This is a genomic window from Ewingella sp. AOP8-B2-18 (assembly GCF_052376015.1).
Classification (GTDB): Bacteria; Pseudomonadota; Gammaproteobacteria; order Enterobacterales; family Enterobacteriaceae; genus Ewingella; species Ewingella allii.
Map to the genome: position 1 here is coordinate 134,047 of NZ_JBQSVB010000003.1, position 20,197 is coordinate 154,243.

Here is a 20,197-nt window from a genome sequence, read left to right on the forward strand (position 1 = left end):
GAGAGTAAATGCTGAATTATTCAGGGCACCTTTGTGCCCTGAATGCTTTACAAAACTCCGCGAATTTGAAGTTGTTGCCTAGCGCAAAAATTTTACAAATGTATCAACAAAACCGTTGTGTCATGCTGGCTGAGGCCTGAGAATAGCCCGGCGCAGAGGGAAGGGAGCCGCAAGACGTCTTGCCTGCTTCGGCTGTATGCTTAAGAGGATGTTATGTTATTTATTTTGCGTCTGATCATCGTCGTTCTTTATTCAATTCTGCTAAGTATTTTGGGTTGTATCTACTGCCTGTTTAGCCCGCGAAATCCAAAACACGTGGCGACATTTGGTCATATGTTCGGGCGCCTGGCCCCGGTGCTGGGTATTACCGTTGAAAAACGTATCCCAGCCGAAGCGGCGCATTATGGTAAATGCATTTATATTGCTAACCACCAGAATAACTTCGACATGGTGACTGCCTCAAGCGTGGTGCAGCCGCGTACAGTGACCGTGGGTAAAAAGAGTCTGGTGTGGATCCCGTTCTTCGGTCAACTATACTGGCTGACGGGCAACTTGCTGATTGACCGTGATAACCGCGCCAAAGCGCATGGCACCATCTCGCAGGTGGTTAATCACATCAACAAGAAGAACATTTCGATTTGGATGTTCCCGGAAGGGACCCGCAGCCGCGGTCGTGGCCTGATGCCATTCAAAACCGGCGCTTTCCACGCGGCGATTTCAGCCGGCGTGCCTATCGTGCCCATTTGTGTTTCCAACACCAGCAATAAAATTAAATTAAACCGTTGGTCAAACGGTCTGGTGATTGTCGAGATGCTGCCGCCGGTGGACACCTCCCAGTACGGCAAAGAGCGTCTGCGCGACCTGTCTAACCACTGCCATCAGATCATGGCGGATAAAATTGCCGAGCTGGATGCTGAAGTTGCCCAGCGTGAAGCCGCGGCAAAAGCCAAAAAGTAAACCTTTTCCGCCTGCCGCCAATGAAGGTAGCAGGCGATTTACACAGCTTTGATTTTGTTTTCATGGAGAAGATATGTCACTCAGTCGTCGCTCATTCCTGCAAGCAACCGGCGTGGCTTTAGCCGCGGGCGCGTTGCCACTGAGGGCAAATGCGAATGGACCGCAGCCTGTTTTACCCGTTCCACCGCTTATCGAATCCCGTCGTGGCCAGCCGCTGTTTCTGACCATGCAAGCTGCGCACTGGTCATTCCTTGGCGGCAATAAGGCACCCGTTTGGGGCTTTAACGGCATGTACCTTGGGCCGACGGTGCGCGTCTACAACGGCGACGACGTCAAACTTATCTACAGCAACCGCCTGTCTGAATCTGTCTCAATGACCGTCAGCGGCTTGCAGGTACCCGGCACCCTGAGCGGCGGTGCGGCGCGCATGATTTCGCCCAACGTCGACTGGTCCCCGGTGCTGCCCATTCGTCAGGCCGCTGCCACCTGCTGGTATCACGCCAACACGCCAAATCGCATGGCGCCGCACGTCTATAACGGGCTGGCGGGCATGTGGCTGGTGGAAGATGAATTCAGCAAAAACCTGCCGTTGCCGAACCACTACGGCGTGGACGATTTCCCGATTATCATCCAAGACAAGCGTTTGGATAACTTCGGCGTGCCGCAGTACGACATGCCTTCTTCCGGCGGCTTTATTGGCGACACCATGCTGGTTAACGGCGTGCAAAGCCCCTATGTCGAAGTGTCACGCGGCTGGGTGCGCCTGCGCCTGCTCAACGCGTCCAATGCCCGTCGTTATGAGTTGAGCATGACCGACAACCGCGCGTTCCACGTGATTGGCTCGGACCTCGGTTTCCTGCCCGCGCCGGTCACCGTCCAGCGGCTGTCGCTGGCACCGGGCGAGCGCCGCGAAGTGCTGATCGATATGTCGCAGGGCGACGAAGTGTCCATCACCGCCGGTGAAGCGGCGAGCGTGATGCAGCGTCTTCGCGGCCTGTTCGAGCCGTCAAGCATTCTGGTTTCCACCCTCGTGCTAACCTTAAAACCGACCGGCCTGCTGCCGCTGGTCACTGATAATCTGCCAATGCGCTTGCTGGCGGACCAGATCCTTGGCGGCAGCGTGGCGCGCACCCGTGAATTCCGTCTGGGCGACAGCCAGCCGGGCATTAATGGTTCCATCTGGGACATCAACCGTATTGATACCACCGTGCAGCAAGGCTCGTGGGAGCGCTGGAATATCCATGCTGACCTGCCGCAGTCCTTTACCGTGCAGGGCGTCTCCTTCCTGGTGAAAAGCGTCAACGGCGCCGCGCCGCTGATTGAAGATGCCGGTTTCAAAGACACGGTGTGGGTGGATGGCGACGTGGAACTGCTGGTGTACTTCAATCAGGCGTCGTTCGAGCACTTCCCGTTCCTGTACCAGAGCGGCACGCTGGAGATGGCGGATCGCGGGTCGACCGGGCAAATGCTCGCAACGCCGTCGATGTAGCTTCACAGATTAATGGACATAAAAAAACCCGCCTCGGCGGGTTTTTGCTTTTGAGCACGGCTCAGTTACATGGTGTCAGGGTCCGGGCCTAAGCGTTTGTTCAGATCCAACTTGGCGATCTCCGCCAGTTCTTCTCTTTCCAGTTTGAAATCAAATACGTCGAAGTTTTCATGGATGCGTTTAGGCGTTACTGACTTAGGAATCACAATCAAACCATTGTCGAGGTGCCAGCGGATCACCACTTGCGCCGGGGTTTTCTCGTATTTCTCAGCCAGTTTCTGGATCAGCGCCTGATCGAATACCCCTTCGCCACCCTGAGCCAGCGGGCTCCAGGATTCCGTCGCGATATTATGGGTGGCATTCCACGCGTGAAGCTGGCGCTGTTGCAGCATAGGGTGCAGCTCAATCTGGTTCACCACCGGGAAGATGCCGGTTTCGTCTTTCAGCTTTTGCAGGTGGGGAATGTTGAAGTTACACACGCCGACGCTTTTCGCCAGACCCTGCTCTTTCAGCTTAAGGATTTGCTTCCAGGCTTCGACATAGTTACCTTCGTCCGGCTTCGGCCAGTGGATCAAATAGAGATCGACATAGTCCAGACGCAGCTTCTTCAGGCTCTCCTCGAGGGCTTTCTCAGCATGCAGCTGATCGTCATTCCACAGTTTGGTGGTGATGAACAGCTCTTCGCGCGGCACATTAATGCCACTGAGTGCTTCGCCGACGCCTTCCTCGTTTTTATAAATGGCAGCAGTATCAATGTGGCGGTAGCCGGCATTGATGGCCGTCGTCACAGCATTGCTTGCCTCTTCGTTACTGGCTTTCCATACGCCGAGTCCGAGCTGCGGCATCTTGTTGCCATCGTGAAGCTTGATGTTGGGTTGCGTTGCCATGAGTTTCTCCTTTACGGGTTTAACTAAGTTAGCTAATTACTTTGACTGCAGTTTTTATCATGCGTTCATATCTAGAATGACTCGGTAGCGCGCCTTGCCATCCTCCAAGTGCTTCACAGCATCATTGATTTTGCTGATAGGGAAGTGCTCGACCTGAGGGGTGATCTGATGACGGGCGCAGAACGCGAGCATATCCGCCAGACGTGACGGGGAGCCGGTGGGTGAACCGGAAATTTCGGCCTGTTTGCTGATGAGCGCCATGACGTGCACCGGCACGGCTTCAGGCACGACGCCAACAAAGTGCAGACGGCCTTTCGGTGCGAGAGTGGCGATAATGGCATCCCAATCCAGCGAGGCATTGGCGGTGACCATAATGAAGTCCAGCTGACCGGCGATCTTCTTCAAATCCGCCTGGTCGCGGGTGGCAATAACGCGGTGCGCGCCGAGGGAAAGGGCTTCATCGCGCTTGGCCGTTGATGAGGTAAATGCCGTCACTTCGCAGCCCCACGCGTTGAGGAAGCGCACCGCCATATGGCCCAAACCGCCGATGCCGATCACCCCCACGCGATGGGTTGGCAGCACGCCAAATTGCAGTAACGGGTTGAAAACGGTAATACCGCCGCAGAACAGCGGACCGGCGCTGGTGACCTCTACGCCTTCTGGCAGGGGGATAGCCCACGCCCAGTGACTGCGAATTTTATCGGCAAAGCCGCCGTGATGGCCGATGATGGTCGCTTCGACATCGTGGCACAGATGCTGGTCGCCCGAAATACAGGGATGGCAGTGCATACAGCTGCCGCGATTCCAGCCTACGCCGACCGTTTGCCCGACTTTCAACCCTTTATTGCGCGCGTGGTCACCCAATTTGGTGATTTTCCCCACCACTTCGTGTCCCGGAACAAAGGGGTATTGCGTGATCCCCCAGTCATTATTCAACATCGACAGATCAGAGTGGCACACGCCACAGTAATCAATGGCGACTTCAATCTCTTCATCACCGATAGGGCCAGCGTCGAAAGCAAACTTCTCCAGTGGGCTGCCTGCACTGGCGGCGGCCCAGGCATTAAAGGTATTTTCTGCGGCTTTAGATCCGGACATAACTCTCTCCAATCCTGTGATTTACTCATAAAGCCTAGCAGCTAACCTTGGTTCTGCTGGTTTCAGATGTGACTAAGTGATGCCCATTTCTGCCTAAGACTTGCCTGTTTCTACTGGCGACTGTAGAAAGCCGCGCGCGCGTGGCAGAATTAATGTCGGATCATTGAAAGTGAGGAAGGTCAGAATGGAATATGTTGAGCGTCTTTGCTCGAATCTGGCGGCACAGGTTGCGCGGATGAGTAGCGATAAGTTTCTCCACCATTCGACAGTGCCGCAGGTCACGCTGATGTATGCCGAAAAGCATCATCCGCGTACGCCCGTGCTCTACAACCCCGGAATAGTGATTCTGTTTCAGGGCAGCAAGGTTGGCTATCTGGGCAAGCGCACTTTCTCCTATGACCCGAAAAATTACCTAATGCTCACGGTGCCGTTGCCCTTTGAATGCGAAACCTTCGCCAGCGCCGAGCAGCCGATGGCCGGGATCCAGATCAGTATCAATACCGTGATGCTGCAAGATTTACTGATGGATATGGAAGAGGCGGGTTTTTCCGGGCAGAAGGATCAATCCTCGGGCATCAGCTCGGGCGTGCTGGATGAAGACATTCTTTGCGCCGCCGAGCGTCTGCTGGATTCTATGGAAAAGCCGCTGCGCGCCAAGGTGCTTGGCCCGCAGATCATCCGCGAAATCCTGTTCATGGTGCTGACTAGTGACAATGGCGGGGCGCTACAGGCCTTGGTGAACCGTCATACGCACTTCAGCCAGATCTCCAAAGCCTTGCGCCGCATTGAAACGCAATATGCGGAGAACCTGAGCGTGGAGCTGCTGGCCAGCGAAGTAAACATGAGCGTGTCGGCCTTCCACCATAATTTCAAAGCCGTCACCAGCACCTCGCCGCTGCAATATCTGAAAACCTATAGGTTACACAAGGCACGGATGATGATGATGTATGACGGTTTGAAGGCCAGCGCCGCGGCCCTGCGCGTGGGGTATGAGAGTGCTTCGCAGTTTAGCCGGGAGTTTAAACGCTACTTTGGCGTGACGCCGAGTGATGAAATTGCTCGTGCGCGGGAGAATAATGCCCTGCCGCTGGCCGGGACGCTCGCCGGTTAAAGCTGGCGACAGGCGACTTGCTATAAATACTGCGACAGATAAAAAGAAACCCGCTACTCGGCGGGTTTAGTTTTTGTGGAGCAGGCGGCAATGCGGCATTTGCGTTTCTTCCATATCACCAGCAGCCCGCCGACCAAGCCAATCACCAGCAACAGCACGGGTAAAATCATCAGCCCGGCCATCACCTGATCCTCGTGGCGTTTAACCAGCGGGATTTGGCTCAGGGCGTACCCCAAAGTGACCAAGGCTCCCACCCATAGCAGCGCGCTTAGCCAGTTGAACAGCTGGAAGCGGGCATTACTTAGACCTGAAATACCGGCCATGGTAGGCAGCAGGGTGCGGACAAACGCCAGAAAGCGACCCACCAGCAGCGCGGTTAAACCGTGCTGGATAAACATCTGATGCGCCCGCTGGTGATAGTGCGTGGGGAGTTGCAGCAGCCAGCCGCGCACCACTTTGGTGTGGCCGAGCCAGCGCCCCTGAAGGTAACTCAGCCAGCAGCCAAGACTTGCCGCCACTACCAGAATAATCAGAGTAGGGACAAAACTCATCACGCCACGGGCAATCAGCGCGCCGGTCAGCAGCAGCAGGCTGTCCCCCGGCAGAAATGAAGCTGGGAGCAGACCATTTTCCAGAAACAGAGTGATAAATAATACGGCGTACACCACCCAAAGAACCTTCGGATCGGCGAGAACGCTAAAGTCATGCTGCCAGAGTGCATGAAGGATATCGATAAGTACTGCCATAGTCTGTCCTGTCAGAGTGCTGAAAAACGACAACGTGGCTAGTGTAACGCAGATCCGTACCCCGTGGGTTGATCTGTCATAGTCAGAAAGCACCCAAAACCGTGCCTTCTGTAACAATCCTTATACTGAAGTGGCAATGCGTGCGAAACCGGCGTCCAGATCTTCAATCAGATCTTCGACGTTCTCCAGCCCGATGTGCAAGCGCACCAGCGTGCCGGTGAAATCCACGGTTTCCGCCGGGCGAATGGCTTGAATCTCTTCTGGCTGATTAGCCAAAATCAGTGATTCAAAGCCGCCCCACGAGTAGGCCATGCTGAAATGCGCGAAGTTGTTGAGATAGTCCGCCAGCTGTTGGCCGTTCAGGCGATCTTTCAGCACGAAGGAGAACAGGCCGCAGCTGCCGGTGAAATCTCGCTTCCAGAACTCATGGCCCTTACTGCCCGGCAGCGCAGGGTGATTGACCACCGCCACTTCAGGACGTTCGCTCAGCCACTGCGCCACGCGAATGCTGCTCTCTTCATGCTGGCGTAGGCGGATGCCCAGCGTGCGCAGGCCGCGGCTGGCGACATAGGCGGTGTCGGCATCGACCATTTGGCCCATCAGATAAGAGTGCTCGCGAAGCTGCTCCCAGCAGCGCTCGTTGGCCACGGCGGTGCCGATCATCGCGTCGGAGTGGCCGATGATGTACTTGGTGCCCGCCTGAATGGAAATATCGATGTCGAAATCCAGTGCTTTAAACAGAATGCCCGCCGCCCAGGTGTTGTCGATCATGATGATCACCTCCGGCGACACGGCGCGAACCGCGCGCACCATCGCGGGCAGGTCCGGCATCTCCATGGTGATCGAACCCGGGGCTTCGAGGAACACCACTTTGGTGTTTGGCTGCATCAGGGAGCCAAGGTTTTCGCCGATATCCGCCGGAAAATAGGTGGTGCTGACGCCAAGCTTGCGCAGCACTTTTTCGGCGAAGTCTTGGGTCGGCTCATAGGCCGAGCTGGCCACCAGAATGTGGTCGCCGGTGGAGACAAACGACAGGATGGCGTTGCTGACCGCCGCCGCGCCACAAGGGTAGAGCACGCAGCCCGCGCCGCCTTCCAGCTCGACCATGGCTTGCTGGAATGAGAAGTGAGTCAGGGTGCCGCGACGGCCATAAAACAGCTCGCCGTTGGCGCGATGCTTGGTGGCAAACTTCTTCTCTTCTACCGAGTTAAACACCAGAGAAGAGGCGCGCTGGATCACGGCATTGACCGAGCCTAGCGTATATTTTTTGTCGCGCCCGGCGCTGACCAAAGTGGTTTCAATTTTTTTGGAAGAGATGGCTTTCTTAGAAGACATGATGCCTGTTCACCCTGTTAGTGTTTTTAAGCTCGTGCCTCGCGGCACGAGTCTTTTTCTTTAACTTAACATGATGATTAGGCTGGATCAGGTTTTGCCTGCATGTATGAGAAAATTTCAGTCTCTTTGCGACTTGGGCTAGCCCGTATAGACCCCGAACAGCTTCGGCAGCGTCAGGGAAATAGCCGGAATGTAAGTCACCATCATCAACACGGCGAACAGCACCAGATAGAACGGCAGCATGGCTTTCACCACTTTCTCAATGCTCTGTTTACTCACCGCGCTGGCGACAAACAGCACCGACCCTACCGGCGGCGTGATCAGCCCGATCCCCAGGTTAACCAGCATGATCATGCCGAAATGCACAGGATCTATGCCCAGCGAGTTGATGACCGGCAGCAATACTGGCGTGAGGATCAGGATGATTGGCGCCATGTCCATCAGCGTGCCGATCAGCAGCAGCATGATGTTGATCCACATAAGAATCACATACTTGTTGTCCGAAATGCTGGTGAAGAACTCTGTGATGCGCATCGGCAGCTGCATGTAGGTCATCACGGCACCAAAGGCAGCAGCAAAACCAATCAAAATCATCACGATACTGACGGTTTTCACCGTGCGGTACATCAGTTTTGGCAGCTCAGACCATTTGTAGTCGCGGTAGATAAACATGGTGACGAAGAAGGACCACAGGCAGGCGATGGCGGCGGATTCGGTGGCGGTGAAAACGCCGCTGAGAATGCCGCCCATGATGATGACCACGGTCATCAGGCCCCACAGGGTGTCGACGAAAATCTTTAACGCCTGCTTAAACGGCACGCGCTCGCCTTTCGGATAGCCCCGTTTATGGGCGAATACCACGCACATCACCATCAGCGTCAGGCTGAGCAGCAGCCCCGGCAGGATACCGGCGATGAACAGCGCGGCAATCGACACCGTGCCGCCCGTCGCCAGCGAGTAAATCACCGAGTTATGGCTAGGTGGCGTCAAAATGGCCTGCACCGAGCCGCTGGCGGTTACCGCCGCCGCGAAGTCGCGCGGATAGCCCTTCTTCTCCATCTCCGGGATCATCACCGAGCCGATAGAGGCCGTGTCGGCCACCGACGAGCCGGAGATCGCGCCGAAGAAGGTGGACGCGACGATATTCACCAGCGACAGCCCGCCGCGAATAAAGCCAACAAATATGTACGCGAAGCTCACCAGACGGCGCGCAATGCCGCCTTCCGCCATGATCGCCCCGGCCAAAATAAAGAACGGAATTGCCAGCAGTGAGAACTTGTTTACGCCGTTGGTCAGTTGGATCATCAAGGCTTCCAGCGGCAGATCGATCCACAGCGCGCCCGCGACGGCGCTCAAACCCACGGCGTAAGCCACCGGCACGCCGATGGCCAGCATTACCCCCAGCGTTAAGAGTAAAATTAATGCATCCACGATGTCGTCTCCAAGAATAGGGCTATCAGGCTTCGGAATTACCCATTTGCACCACCGGACGGTGGCCTTGAGGGCCGGCAAAAATCTGCTCGATGATAAACAGCACGGTGAGCGCAGAGCCTATTGGCAGCGGCAGGTAGGTCTGCCCGGCGGTCAGCAGCGGGAACTCAGCCACCGGCTGATGCCACATTTCGCTGCACAGCAACAGGCTGTACCAGAAGATGAACAGGCTGATCGCCAGCATCATTATGTCGGCCAGCAGGGCGGAGAATTTTTTCAAAGCGGGCGGCAGGCGATCGGTCACCATCGCCACCATGATGTGCGAACCGGCGCGGTACGCTACCGCAGCGCCAACAAAGGTGAAGGTCACCATGCACATAATGGCAATGGGTTCCGGCCATGACAGGGCGCTATTGAGCACGTAGCGGGCAAAAATGCCGATGGGGATAACGGCGACCATAAACAGCAGGGCAATGCCTGCCAGCCACATGGCACAAATGTAGAGAAAGTCCATCAAACGCTGATAGCTAGAAAGCATAAAACCTCCCCAAAGGGTGCGCAAAAAACGAGGCAGGCGGGCTGCCTCATCTCAGGTTATTGAACGTCGGCAATTTGCTGCATCAGGTCTTCATGACCTTTGCCGAATTCGTCACGCACCGACTGGGTGGCTTTGAAGTAAGGCTGAGTGTCGATCTCGTAAAACTTCACGTCACCGGCTTTCATTTTTGCCAAAGACTCGTCGTTATAGGTTTTCCACAGCACGCGTTGTTCGTCTTGCGCCTCTTTGGCGAGTTTCAACATCAGCTGTTGATCGTCTTTGGACAGCTTGTCCCACTTCACTTTTGAGTACAGGAACAGCTCAGGAATGATGAAGTGGCGGCTGTAGGTGTAGTTTTTCACTACCGGCAGGTAGTTATGGGCGATGAAAGTCGGCGGGTTGTTCTCCGTGCCGTCAATCACCCCGGTTTGCATGCCGCTGAACACTTCGCTGACGCCCATGGCGACGGGGTTGGCCCCCATGGCTTTCAGGGTGGCTAGCGCAATCGGACTGCCCTGAACGCGGATTTTCATCCCGCGCAGGTCTTCCGGCTTAACCACCGGCTCTTTGGTGATGAGGTTGCGCGTGCCGCCGTCCATCCAGCCGAGGAACACCAGCTTGGAGCTTGGGTTGTTGGTTATCTTATCGCCAATTTCTTTACCGATTTTGCCATCCAGCACCTTGTGCATATGGTCTTCATCGCGGAAGACGTAAGGCAGGGTGAAGACGTTAATCTCAGGCAGAATCGAGGCCACCGGCGTCATGGAGACGCGGATAATGTCCAGCGCGCCGATCTGCGCCTGTTCAATCTCCTGCTTTTCATCACCCAGTACGCCGCCGGGGAAGGTTTTAATTTCCAGTCGGCCATCGGTTTGTTGTTTGAGTTTTTCGCCCATCTTTTGCACGGCGACGACGTTAGGATAGCCCTGCGGATGGACATCCGCAGCTTTAATGGTTTGCGCCAGCAGGCTGTGGCTAAAAACTAGGGTCGCGGAACTCAGGCAAAGGCTGAGAAGTGCTTGCTGCATTTTCATCAGTTTGTCTCCAGGGTACTCAGTAAAAGTGAACATCAAAAAAGAGGGAATTGAATGACCTGCACGAAGACTGCCGGTATCCGATCTATGTCTTCACAAGCAAGATACCCGATTAGGTTTGTCGGTTATTTGAGCGTTATCACAAAGTGTAAACAGTTTTGAAATGTCATTACTTAATATTTAAAACATTGTTTTAATGTTTGAATCTGGCGGCAGCGTGTTGATTTCGGTGTGGATTTTTTCTGAAAGTGTGAAGTCGGTAAGATTGTGTGGTTTTTAATCGGCCATTTGAAAGCCTTGTTTTTGGTCAAAGACAGCGCCAGCGCTAGGCGCGATAATGTAAATAATAATGAGAACCACTATCAATTCGGGCTTTTAATTTGCTATGATTTGGGGCTGTCTTTACCCATGAATAAACCCTTTAACACTGATTTTTGCTGGAGGCGACGCGTGAAAACGGCTCGCAATAATATGAAAAAAGTGGCGTCAGCTTTGATGTCCTTCGTTTTGGTAGCAGGTCTGAGTGGCACCGCGTTAGCAGCACCTTCTTCTCCTGCGGCCAACGCCGTCACGCAAACGGCTCAGCCTTCTGCAACGAACAGCAACGACGCGCCAACGGCAGTCACTCCGGTTAGCACCTCTTCTGAACCTACCGCCAATACCGCCGCGGTTCCGGTTATCCCGAAAGATCTTTCAGTTCTTGGCATGTATCACCACGCTGACGTCGTAGTGAAGACCGTGATGATTGGTCTGCTACTGGCCTCCGTCGTCACCTGGACGCTGCTGTTCAGCAAGGGCGCGGAAGTGTGGAGTGGCAAACGCCGCCTGCGCCGTGAGTTCTCCGCGCTGGCCGGTGCCCGCACCTTGGACGAAGCCGCTGAAGAAGCCGAAAGCTTCGCAGCTACCAGCATCAGCAGCCAAATGCTGCGTGACGCACAAAACGAGCTTGAGCTTTCTGCCGGTTCTACCGACAACGGCGGCATTAAAGATCGCACCAGCTTCCGCCTTGAGCGCCGTGTTAGCGCCGCGGGCCGCCACATGGGCCGGGGTAACGGTATTCTGGCGACCATCGGGGCGATTTCTCCGTTTGTCGGCCTGTTCGGCACCGTCTGGGGCATCATGAACAGCTTTATCGGTATCGCACAGACGCAAACCACCAACCTCGCGGTTGTGGCACCCGGCATCGCCGAAGCCCTGCTGGCAACGGCGGTTGGTCTGGTCGCGGCAATTCCTGCGGTGGTTATCTACAACATCTTCGCGCGTACCATTGCCTCTTACCGCCATCAGGTGGGTGACGTGGCGGCACAAATTTTACTGTTGCAAGGCCGTGATCTGGACCTGGCCGCGAGCGCGGGCGAAACGCCACGTCCTCAGGCAGACCGCCAGCTGCGCGTAGGGTAATTCATCATGGCCATACGTTTAAATGACGACCTCGACGAAAGCGGTGAAATGCATGACATCAACGTCACGCCTTTTATCGACGTGATGTTGGTGTTGCTGATCATCTTCATGGTGGCCGCACCGTTAGCGACCGTTGATGTGCGCGTCGATTTACCCGCTTCAACCGCCAAGCCTCAGCCGCGCCCTGAAAAGCCGGTGTTCCTGACGGTGAAAGCCGATAAGCAGCTCTATCTGGGCGATGACGTGGTAAACAGCGCCAACCTGACGTCCATGCTTGACCAGCGCACGCAGGGCAACAAGCAAAGCACCATTTTCTTCCAGGCTGACAAGTCGGTGGATTATGAAACGCTGATGAACGTGATGGATACGCTGCGTAAAGCAGGTTATCTGAAGGTCGGTCTGGTGGGCGCCGAGCAGACTGCTGCTCAGTAAGGCTGGATCCGCATCGCCTTAAACCCTCTCCCTAACAAGAGAGGGTTTTTTTATGCCTGTTCGTCTCTTAGCCCCGCGCGTGGGCCGCGGCTTTTTCAATCAGGGCGTCATCCGGCCTTTTGCCGGTATACAGCACAAACTGCTCGACCGCCTGTAATGCCGCGACTTCCGCGCCGGTGATCACCTGCTTGTTCTGCTCGAGCGCGTAGCGAATCAGCGGGGTTTCTACCGGCGATGCCACCACGTCGAACACCACCGAGGCGCGATCAATTACGGATTTGTCGAAAGCCAGCGCGTCGACGTCCGGGCCGCCTTCCATGCCAATTGGCGTGACGTTAACCAGCATATCCACGGCGGCGTCGCCGACCTCGCTTCGCCACTCGTAGCCGTACTCTTTGGCCAGCGCGCGGCCACTTTTCTCGTTGCGAGCAATCACATAGCCCTGAGTGAAGCCGGCATCGCGGATGGCCGCCACCACGGCTTTGCCCATGCCGCCGCTGCCGCGCAGGGCGAACACCGCGTCCTTCGGCACCTGATATTGCTCCAGCAGTTTCGCCACGGCGATGTAGTCAGTGTTGTAAGCCCGCAGGAAGCCGTCGTCATTCACAATGGTATTAACCGATTGAATGGCGGTGGCGGACGGGTCAAGCTCGTCGAGGAAGGGGATGCAGGCCTCTTTGAAGGGCATCGACACCGCGCAGCCGCGAATACCCAGCGCGCGCACGCCCTTCACGGCGGCCTCAATATCTTGGGTTGAGAAGGCTTTATAGATAAAATTCAGATCCAGAGCCTGATACAAATAGTTATGAAAGCGGGTGCCGAAATTGCCGGGGCGGCCCGACAGTGACATACAGAGTTGGGTGTCCTTATTGATTTCGCGAGCCATGATCCTTCCTTATCAGTGATGTTGAAAACGCGTAATGCTTCAACCTTAGCCAAAGCTTCCGACCGCCGCTAGGCTTATCAGGCTATATACTTAATCAATAACGTCATCGGAGGTGAACATGAATTTAGACTTGTTCGATCATCCAGATTTCCACCCACACTGGCGGGAAGAGTTAGCGCCGGGGGCCGTGGTGCTGCGCGGCGGCGCGCTGCGAGACGACACCGCGCTGCTGGCGGAAATCGACAGAATTGCCGGATTGGTGCCTTTCCAATATCGCGCTACGCCGGGCGGCTATGCGATGTCGGTCGCCATGACCAACTGTGGCGAGGTCGGCTGGGTGACTGACCGTCAGGGCTATCGTTACCAAACCACGTCGCCGGAGAGCCAGCAGCCCTGGCCGCCGATGCCCGAGCTGTTCCGCACGCTGGCAGTCGAGGCCGCCGAGCAGGCCGGTTTTGCCGGTTTCGCGCCCGACGCCTGCCTGATCAACCGTTATCAGCCAGGGGCGAAAATGTCGCTGCATCAGGACAAAGACGAGCACGACTTCGGCGCGCCGATTGTGTCGGTGTCGCTGGGATTACCGGCGATATTCCAGTTTGGCGGCATGGAGCGCAGTGATAAGACCCAGCGAGTGACGCTGACTCACGGGGATATCGTGGTATGGGGCGGGCCGTCGCGGCTACGTTATCACGGCATTTTGCCGTTAAAAGCCGGCGAACATCCGCTTACCGGCGGCTATCGTTTCAATCTTACCTTTAGAAAGGCGGCTGGACGGTAAAGCACAGGACTTTGCACGCATTCTGCATTAAACTGCGCGCTGCAAAAATTGACATGTTGAACGATTAATTAGGCGGTAAGAGCGATGAACGGGACAATCACAACTTGGTTTGAAGATAAAGGTTTCGGCTTTATCAAAGATGAAAACGGCGATAACCGTTATTTCCACGTGATTAAAGTCACCAACCCCGAGCTAATCAAGAAAGACGCCGTGGTGACGTTCGAGCCGACCACCAACAACAAAGGCCTGTCGGCGTTTGCCGTCAAAGTCGAGCCTGAAAGCAAATACATCTTTATTGCCGGTGAGCGCATCAAAATCACCAGCATCAAGTCCTATCTGGCTTACAGCGAAGAAGTCCCTGCCGAATCGCAAATCGACAAAGAGAATGCCGTGCTCTCCGTGGGCCTGTTGATGAACCGCATTCGCCCGAAAGAAGAAGAGAAAAAGGCCACAACGCGCACCCTGAAGAAGCTGGCAATCACCACCTTCCAGAACACCACTTACATCTTCTCGGAAGACGAAATCGACGTCGACGCCACCATGAAGATCCTCAAAGGGCTGTAAGCCCGTAGCAGGCCGTTGCAGCGACACGCGCACCGGCCTGCCATGATTTCCCCCTCTAATAAGTCACCGTCACCAGCACGGTATCGCTATAGGTTCCCGGCGGTGGGTTAGCCTGACTTGGGTTAACCGTCGCGGAGTAAGCCACGTTTTGCGACGCGCCGGTGCCGGTCATTGCGGTATTGGTCGCGGCGGTCCACACCGACGCATCCCCTTTAAAGATTTGATACTGCAAATAGCTGGTCACGCCGTTATTGGTCGAGGACATCTGCCGATACTGCCCGCTGCCCGGTACCGTGCTGGTCAGGTTGACGCTATAAGCCGCGTTCAACGTGCAGCGAATGCTCAGCGAGTTGTTGGTTACTGAGGCAAACCCTGCCGGGAAAGCCGCCGAGCCGAAGTTCACATTTGGCGCATTGTCGATGTAACAGAAGTTGGTCACCGTCATATTTACCGTGACTGTCGTGCTGTCTGCGCCATCGGTATAAACACATAGCCCCAGCACCCCGACGAAGCAAATATGGTAGGTCCAGTTAATCCCCAGCGTATCGCTATAACTTCCCGCCGGTAAATTCACCCCGGTCACCGTGCGCAGGTAAAGTGGCAGCGAGCCGTCGCTGGCGTTGAATAAGCCCAGCAGGCCGAGTAGCGTGGTACTGCTCCAGGTGGTCTGATTGCCAACGTTCACCACCGTGCCGCAGCCATTGTCCTGACAAATCTGATAAGGCAGTTTTACGCCGTTCGGCCCAAGCATTGCTGCCTGATTGCCGACACCGTTGGCTGAGGTTGCAATAGTGGCCGTGACTGTGTTGGTACTTAATAAGGAGAGCAGCGAGCCGGTGCATTTAAAGCCGCTGGTCGCCGTGACCTGTTGCGCGGTACTGCCCGCCACAAAGGAGCTGAGGGTGCCAAAACTCCCCGTGCCGGGACTGCTGGAGCAGGCGGCATAGGCCGCTGGCAGGCCAACGACTAACAGAGCCAGCGCGGCCAGCGCGCGCAGCCCCATCCTGAGTAGATTCATATCTTACCTCCTGACCCTGCGTTGGGATGGCAAACCAGCGGGCCAATTTGCTCAATGCTGTGATGGTTGAGATTCAGGTCAAAGCCGACCCGACAAACTGAATTATCTTCCTGTCGAATCACTAACACGTTGTGCTGCTGAAGGTTGCTGAAGTAGACCAGCCCCTCATAGCCGGACACCGTGGTTTGCTGACTGTTTTGCTCGGTAACCAGCGTGCCCAATTTGAGCGGCTCGCCGTGGATATCGTTGATTTTAATGGTGGCCGACAGCTCGCGCTTCACCGGGAACTTCACCACCACGCCGCTGCCTTCGCGCACGGAAATATTGTCCACCACGCGATTCGCCACGGCATCGGCAGGCAGAGGCAGGGTGTCAATTTCCACCTTCGCCGGGTAATAGGAGCTGACGGTTGGGATCAGCAGATGGCCTTTTTTATCGGTTTTTCCCATTTTCTGGTTTTCATACATCACCGGCACGTCGGCGTAATTGTCGGTATCCACCACCATGAAGGCGTCGTTAATCTTGTCCGACAGGAAGAAGTCATTGGCGATAAACACCACCGAGCCGCTCAGATCTGCCCAGTTGGTGTAGTTGCCGCTTTCGCCATACAGCCCGCCCTGCAGAGTGGCGTAGCGCGTTTTCCATGTGGCATCAGCCTGCTGATAGGGGTCGCTGCCGCCGGTATAAGCCAAGTTCCACCCCAGCCCGCCCTCGGTCGGCGCCGTTTTGCTGGCCCCAATCTGCTCGCGGTAGTGGCCGCCGCTGTCGCGCTGCAATCCGGCATTGATGCTGGTGTTCATATCCAGCGGGATGATGAACTGAAGCTGGGCGCTGTAGCCGCTGTCGCTGAGGGTTTTATTCAGTGACAGGAACATGCTCGACTGCCCCCACAGCGAGCGGCTGTAAGAGAGGTTGAGCAGCCGCGTATGGCTCTGGTCATAGGCTTCCACGTCGTAATAACCCACCCCCACCGTGCCGCTGGACTGGCCGAAAGGCGAGGTGCTGAAAGTCACCTGATCGGCCCGGCGGCTCAGGCTGGTATCACTGGTGTAAGAGGTTAAATCCTGATAGCCCGGCGTGCGCGACGAGCGCAGCGCCGAAAGGCTAAACAGGGTGGAATAGTAGGAGTAGCCGACCGTATATTGGTTGCCGCTTTTCTCGTCGGTAACGCGGGTGGGGTCCTTCGGATTGGTGATTTCGCCGTTGTTATTGGGTATGCCGCCAATAACATTGTTCGCCGGATTATTGCCATTGATATCAAACTCACCGAGGGTGCGCGGCGCGTGGTTGGCCTGACTCTGGCTGCCAGAAACGCTGAGCGTCCCCCAGTGCCCGACCGCCAAATCAGCTCCAATGCCGCCTAATGCCAGCCCGTTAGTTGCCTCACCGTGGCTGGAGAGCGTCAGGTAATTGGTAATGCCGTAGCGATAAATGCCGCTGAAAGCCGCGTCGGAGTAGTCGCCGCTGCTGATACCATAATTTTGCCTGACCGCGCCGAGGGATAAGTCGAAATCAGACAACCCGCTGCGCAGCAGGGTGTTGGAAACATAAAACGGCACGCTGGTGGAAACCTGTCGCCCAAGGGCGTCGGTGGTGACCACCGTGGCCTCGCCCGCGCCGTTGATATAAGGCACGTTGGTCAGGGTGAAGGGGCCGGAATTCAGATTATTGGTGCTGGCCTTAAAACCGTTAAGGAACAGGTCGACGGTGGTCGGCACGGCGGCGGTCCCGCTATATTGCAGCAGCGGATAGGTCACCAAGTCCGGGCGCACGCCGAAGTTGCGGCTGACGCGCAGCCCGCCCATGCGCGCCGAGTTGCTCCAGGTCAGCGAGTTACTCACGAAGTCACCCACCTGATAGCTGATCAAGCTCTGCTCGTCCGAGTAGCGCCAGTAGGTGTCATAGCGGATATAGCCGTCGGAGGTTGAACTCTCCGAGAATCCCTCCGGCGTGTCCATATTGTAGCGCCAGGTGCCGGTGTTGGTCAGAATTCCCACGTCGCTGAACAGCCGCTGCTCCATCCAGGTGGCGATGGATCGCGGCCCTTCGTGCGGGTCAGTGTAGTAAGAGTCATAGTTGAACAGCAGGCCGTTGCTGCTCTGCGACGGCGTATAGCTCAGTAGGCTGTCGCCGCGAACATTTTGCTGCGGCAACCACGCATCGGGTACCTTCAACACCAGCTGCTGGCTGGCCGAGTTGTACTCGGTTTTCACCTCTGGCAGCACGCTGACGTTGACTAAGCCTTGCTGCTGGCCGTTGAGATGCACGTGATTTTTCGCCAGCACCCCGGACTCGACGAACCACGCGTTGTCGCGAAAAATCACCGGCACCACCTGATTATCCGTCTGACCATTGACCATGATCGCCAGATAATAGGTCGCCTCAACCTGAGTTGGCAGGGCGAGCGGCGCGGCGGGCAAGGCGTCATACTCTGCCCCCTGTCCCGCCATGGGCAGCAGCAGCAGGCTCATGCCGCTGGCGAAGATCAGCGTCATGCCGTTGCGCGCCGTTCGGCACGCCATTTGGTAAGCCAATAGCCCCGTACTCAGGGCGAAACCTCTGGTTTCCATGCGTTGCGGCTCCGGCATTATTCGCCGCGCGGGATCACAATAGGTTCAGCGTTATCAGCGATTTGCGCATTGAGCTGCCCGCCGGGGATCACGCCCGCAGGCACCGGCCATCGCATCTCTTGCCCCGGCAACACATAGCCCATAAAGCCGGTGGTCATGGCTTTGACGCCGCGTTTGGCGTCGCCGGTCATTGACCAGAAGACGTTGCTCAGGCGGGCGTGAACCACGCCAGTATTGCGAATTCTCAGGAAAGACTTACCGCCGCCGCTCTCAATGCTCCATTTGAGAACTGGCTTGGTGGCATCCGCCAGATTGCGTTTGATATCCGCGCGTTCGTTGGTCCAGATGCCTTCGCCGTCAAGGAATAGCGGCAGCAAATAGCGCATTTGCAGCTGCAAACCGACCACGGCTTTTTCTTTACCCTGCTCGGAAGGCTGCAATGGCGAAGGAATTTCGTCGATGATGATGCGAAACGCTTTTTCGGTATTAGCCGGAACGGGGGTGTTGCGAATCAAACGAATCAGCTGGCGTTGGCCGGGAGCGACGGTGGCGAAGGGCGGGCTGGCGACCACGTCATTCTGATCCGCATAGCGCTCGTTGAAATTTTCCTGTTTCCACGCCAGCACGCGGACTTGCAGGGAAACTGGCGCTGCGCCCCGGTTTTCCAACCACAGCGCTGAGCCGTTTTGGTCAGACTCGATGATTTGATACACCGGCCACACCAGTACCGAACTGGCGGCCCAGCCAGGAGCCGCCACCAAAAACAGGCTCAGTGAAAGCAAACTAATCAGTGCGCGTAATAAAGTTCGATACATAGTTCATTTCCTGATGATTCAATAAGTTAAGGTAACTGTGACCGTATCGCTATAGGTTCCCGCTGAGGGTAATGGGGTCACGGCAAATAATCGTGCATACACCGGATAGGTTTGGGTGGTGGCCGGGAAGTTGCTGATGGTCCGCGCCAGCGTGCCGGTTCCCCACACTTGGCTTCGTCCCGAATCTTGATACAGCTGATAGCCCAACTTTTGGGCCGCATTGCTGGTGTTCGCCATGAAACGGCCTGATGCCGTTCCGCCATTGACGCCGTAATCGATAGCAATCGTCACATTGGCGCCGGTAGTGCAGGTGACGACAATACTGCCCGCGCCGCTGGTGCTGACGACATCAACATTGCTGGGAATGGAAGACATCGAGCCAAAATTGATGGTGCCGAGGTTGGTGATTGGCGTCGCCAGCGAGTTACCAAAGGCGCAGCCGCTGACAATGGTGGCGTTGACGGTAAAAGATGAGTTTGCCGTTGCCGCCTGAGCCTTGGGGTAAGCCAAAACGCAGATCAGCAGCAGTAGGTGATAAGGGGTTGAAGACCTACTGATCATAGTAGGCCTCCGTTACCAACTGACCGTAACATTGACCGTGTCTTGATAGGTGCCCGCGGCTGGCGTGGTTTGTACCGGCACTCGTCCATAAACGGTATGCCACTGATCGGCACCATTGCCGACGTCGCTCAGGCCGGTGGTGTTGTCCCAAATAGTGGCAAAAGTCGCGCTGGTATAGAGGTTATAAAGTACCTTCAGCGCGGCGTTGCTGGTATTGACCATATTGCGGCTGTTCACATTGCCACTGTTGCCGCCGTCCATCAGGATTTTGTAGCTCAGGCCGTTGATACAATTGACGCGAATCGAGCCCGCCAGCTGGGCGCTAGTGGCGCTGATAATGTTGCTCAGACTGGCATAATTGCCAAAGCTCAAGGTGCCGTAAGTGGTTGAACCGCCAGTGGTTGTCCCTGCGCTACAGGCAGGAAGCAGCGTCGCCGTGACGCCAATCGTTGCCGCATGACTGGTTGGCAGTAGAGCGGGCATCAGGAGCATACAGCGAAAGGGCAGCAACAACAGCGCCTTGATATCCATGGTCTTTCCTTCCTT

Annotated in this window: 20 protein-coding genes; 7 read left to right on the forward strand and 13 right to left on the reverse strand. The window is 56.0% G+C overall.

Annotation, left to right across the window (positions count from 1 at the left end):
• Positions 1 to 213: 213 nt before the first annotated feature.
• Positions 214 to 957: a 1-acylglycerol-3-phosphate O-acyltransferase gene (locus ACT3RR_RS08460; protein ID WP_353503438.1), complete on the forward strand. Its 744-nt coding sequence runs from the start codon at positions 214 to 216 to the stop codon at positions 955 to 957.
• A 73-nt stretch (positions 958 to 1,030) separates the two neighbouring features.
• The gene (gene ftsP / locus ACT3RR_RS08465) at positions 1,031 to 2,446 is read left to right on the forward strand and encodes a cell division protein FtsP (protein ID WP_485902431.1); all 1,416 of its coding nucleotides are present in this window, start codon (positions 1,031 to 1,033) and stop codon (positions 2,444 to 2,446) included.
• A 65-nt stretch (positions 2,447 to 2,511) separates the two neighbouring features.
• Here the strand turns inward: ftsP and dkgA are convergent, their stop codons facing one another.
• Positions 2,512 to 3,333 (reverse strand): 2,5-didehydrogluconate reductase DkgA, encoded by an 822-nt coding sequence (gene dkgA, locus ACT3RR_RS08470; protein WP_396131319.1) that lies wholly within the window; start codon positions 3,331 to 3,333, stop codon positions 2,512 to 2,514.
• Positions 3,334 to 3,390: 57 nt separating this feature from the next.
• On the reverse strand, positions 3,391 to 4,431 hold the full coding sequence (gene ahr, locus ACT3RR_RS08475; RefSeq protein WP_353503436.1) for an NADPH-dependent aldehyde reductase Ahr: 1,041 nt from the start codon (positions 4,429 to 4,431) through the stop codon (positions 3,391 to 3,393).
• Positions 4,432 to 4,615: 184 nt separating this feature from the next.
• Between ahr and ACT3RR_RS08480 the strand changes: the two genes are divergently transcribed.
• Complete coding sequence (locus ACT3RR_RS08480; RefSeq protein WP_353503435.1) at positions 4,616 to 5,542, forward strand: AraC family transcriptional regulator; 927 nt, start codon at positions 4,616 to 4,618, stop codon at positions 5,540 to 5,542.
• 53 nt (positions 5,543 to 5,595) lie between these two features.
• Here ACT3RR_RS08480 and ACT3RR_RS08485 read toward each other — a convergent pair whose 3' ends face one another.
• From ACT3RR_RS08485 to ACT3RR_RS08505, 5 genes are all read right to left on the reverse strand, one after another.
• The gene (locus tag ACT3RR_RS08485; protein ID WP_353503434.1) at positions 5,596 to 6,288 is read right to left on the reverse strand and encodes a DedA family protein; all 693 of its coding nucleotides are present in this window, start codon (positions 6,286 to 6,288) and stop codon (positions 5,596 to 5,598) included.
• Between the two features lie 120 nt (positions 6,289 to 6,408).
• A complete protein-coding gene (metC, locus tag ACT3RR_RS08490) occupies positions 6,409 to 7,605 on the reverse strand; it encodes a cystathionine beta-lyase (RefSeq protein ID WP_496200199.1) in 1,197 nt (398 codons plus the stop codon).
• Positions 7,606 to 7,761: 156 nt separating this feature from the next.
• A complete protein-coding gene (locus ACT3RR_RS08495) occupies positions 7,762 to 9,054 on the reverse strand; it encodes a TRAP transporter large permease (protein WP_034793289.1) in 1,293 nt (430 codons plus the stop codon).
• 25 nt (positions 9,055 to 9,079) lie between these two features.
• Positions 9,080 to 9,592, reverse strand: coding sequence for a TRAP transporter small permease (locus ACT3RR_RS08500; protein WP_485902436.1), 513 nt, complete (start codon positions 9,590 to 9,592; stop codon positions 9,080 to 9,082).
• 56 nt (positions 9,593 to 9,648) lie between these two features.
• Entirely contained in the window at positions 9,649 to 10,626 is a 978-nt protein-coding gene (locus ACT3RR_RS08505; protein WP_485902438.1) for a TRAP transporter substrate-binding protein, read from the reverse strand.
• A 471-nt stretch (positions 10,627 to 11,097) separates the two neighbouring features.
• On the opposite strand from ACT3RR_RS08505, the gene exbB reads away from it, so the two are divergent.
• Together exbB and exbD are read left to right on the forward strand one after the other, a co-directional pair.
• The gene (exbB, locus tag ACT3RR_RS08510) at positions 11,098 to 12,027 is read left to right on the forward strand and encodes a tol-pal system-associated acyl-CoA thioesterase (RefSeq protein WP_353504030.1); all 930 of its coding nucleotides are present in this window, start codon (positions 11,098 to 11,100) and stop codon (positions 12,025 to 12,027) included.
• Positions 12,028 to 12,033: 6 nt separating this feature from the next.
• Positions 12,034 to 12,459 carry a TonB system transport protein ExbD gene (gene exbD / locus ACT3RR_RS08515; protein WP_353503432.1) on the forward strand — a complete coding sequence of 142 codons (426 nt, stop codon included), beginning with the start codon at positions 12,034 to 12,036 and terminating at the stop codon, positions 12,457 to 12,459.
• 67 nt (positions 12,460 to 12,526) lie between these two features.
• Here the strand turns inward: exbD and ACT3RR_RS08520 are convergent, their stop codons facing one another.
• A complete protein-coding gene (locus ACT3RR_RS08520) occupies positions 12,527 to 13,345 on the reverse strand; it encodes a shikimate 5-dehydrogenase (protein WP_441655954.1) in 819 nt (272 codons plus the stop codon).
• Positions 13,346 to 13,463: 118 nt separating this feature from the next.
• Between ACT3RR_RS08520 and alkB the strand changes: the two genes are divergently transcribed.
• Both alkB and ACT3RR_RS08530 read left to right on the forward strand, forming a co-directional pair.
• On the forward strand, positions 13,464 to 14,123 hold the full coding sequence (gene alkB / locus ACT3RR_RS08525; protein ID WP_485902442.1) for a DNA oxidative demethylase AlkB: 660 nt from the start codon (positions 13,464 to 13,466) through the stop codon (positions 14,121 to 14,123).
• A gap of 84 nt (positions 14,124 to 14,207) precedes the next feature.
• Positions 14,208 to 14,687 carry a cold-shock protein gene (locus ACT3RR_RS08530; RefSeq protein ID WP_353503429.1) on the forward strand — a complete coding sequence of 160 codons (480 nt, stop codon included), beginning with the start codon at positions 14,208 to 14,210 and terminating at the stop codon, positions 14,685 to 14,687.
• Between the two features lie 55 nt (positions 14,688 to 14,742).
• On the opposite strand, the gene ACT3RR_RS08535 is transcribed toward ACT3RR_RS08530, so the two are convergent.
• The 5 genes from ACT3RR_RS08535 to ACT3RR_RS08555 are packed head-to-tail and all read right to left on the reverse strand — an operon-like array spanning position 14,743 to position 20,182.
• Positions 14,743 to 15,705, reverse strand: coding sequence for a Csu type fimbrial protein (locus ACT3RR_RS08535; RefSeq protein WP_353503428.1), 963 nt, complete (start codon positions 15,703 to 15,705; stop codon positions 14,743 to 14,745).
• Positions 15,702 to 18,275 carry a fimbria/pilus outer membrane usher protein gene (locus tag ACT3RR_RS08540; RefSeq protein WP_496200108.1) on the reverse strand — a complete coding sequence of 858 codons (2,574 nt, stop codon included), beginning with the start codon at positions 18,273 to 18,275 and terminating at the stop codon, positions 15,702 to 15,704. Before ACT3RR_RS08540 ends, ACT3RR_RS08535 begins: the two co-directional genes overlap by 4 nt.
• A gap of 17 nt (positions 18,276 to 18,292) precedes the next feature.
• The gene (locus ACT3RR_RS08545; RefSeq protein WP_496200109.1) at positions 18,293 to 19,090 is read right to left on the reverse strand and encodes a fimbrial biogenesis chaperone; all 798 of its coding nucleotides are present in this window, start codon (positions 19,088 to 19,090) and stop codon (positions 18,293 to 18,295) included.
• An 18-nt stretch (positions 19,091 to 19,108) separates the two neighbouring features.
• Positions 19,109 to 19,651: a Csu type fimbrial protein gene (locus ACT3RR_RS08550; RefSeq protein ID WP_496200110.1), complete on the reverse strand. Its 543-nt coding sequence runs from the start codon at positions 19,649 to 19,651 to the stop codon at positions 19,109 to 19,111.
• 12 nt (positions 19,652 to 19,663) lie between these two features.
• Complete coding sequence (locus ACT3RR_RS08555) at positions 19,664 to 20,182, reverse strand: Csu type fimbrial protein (protein WP_353503424.1); 519 nt, start codon at positions 20,180 to 20,182, stop codon at positions 19,664 to 19,666.
• Between the last annotated feature and the right edge of the window lie 15 nt (positions 20,183 to 20,197).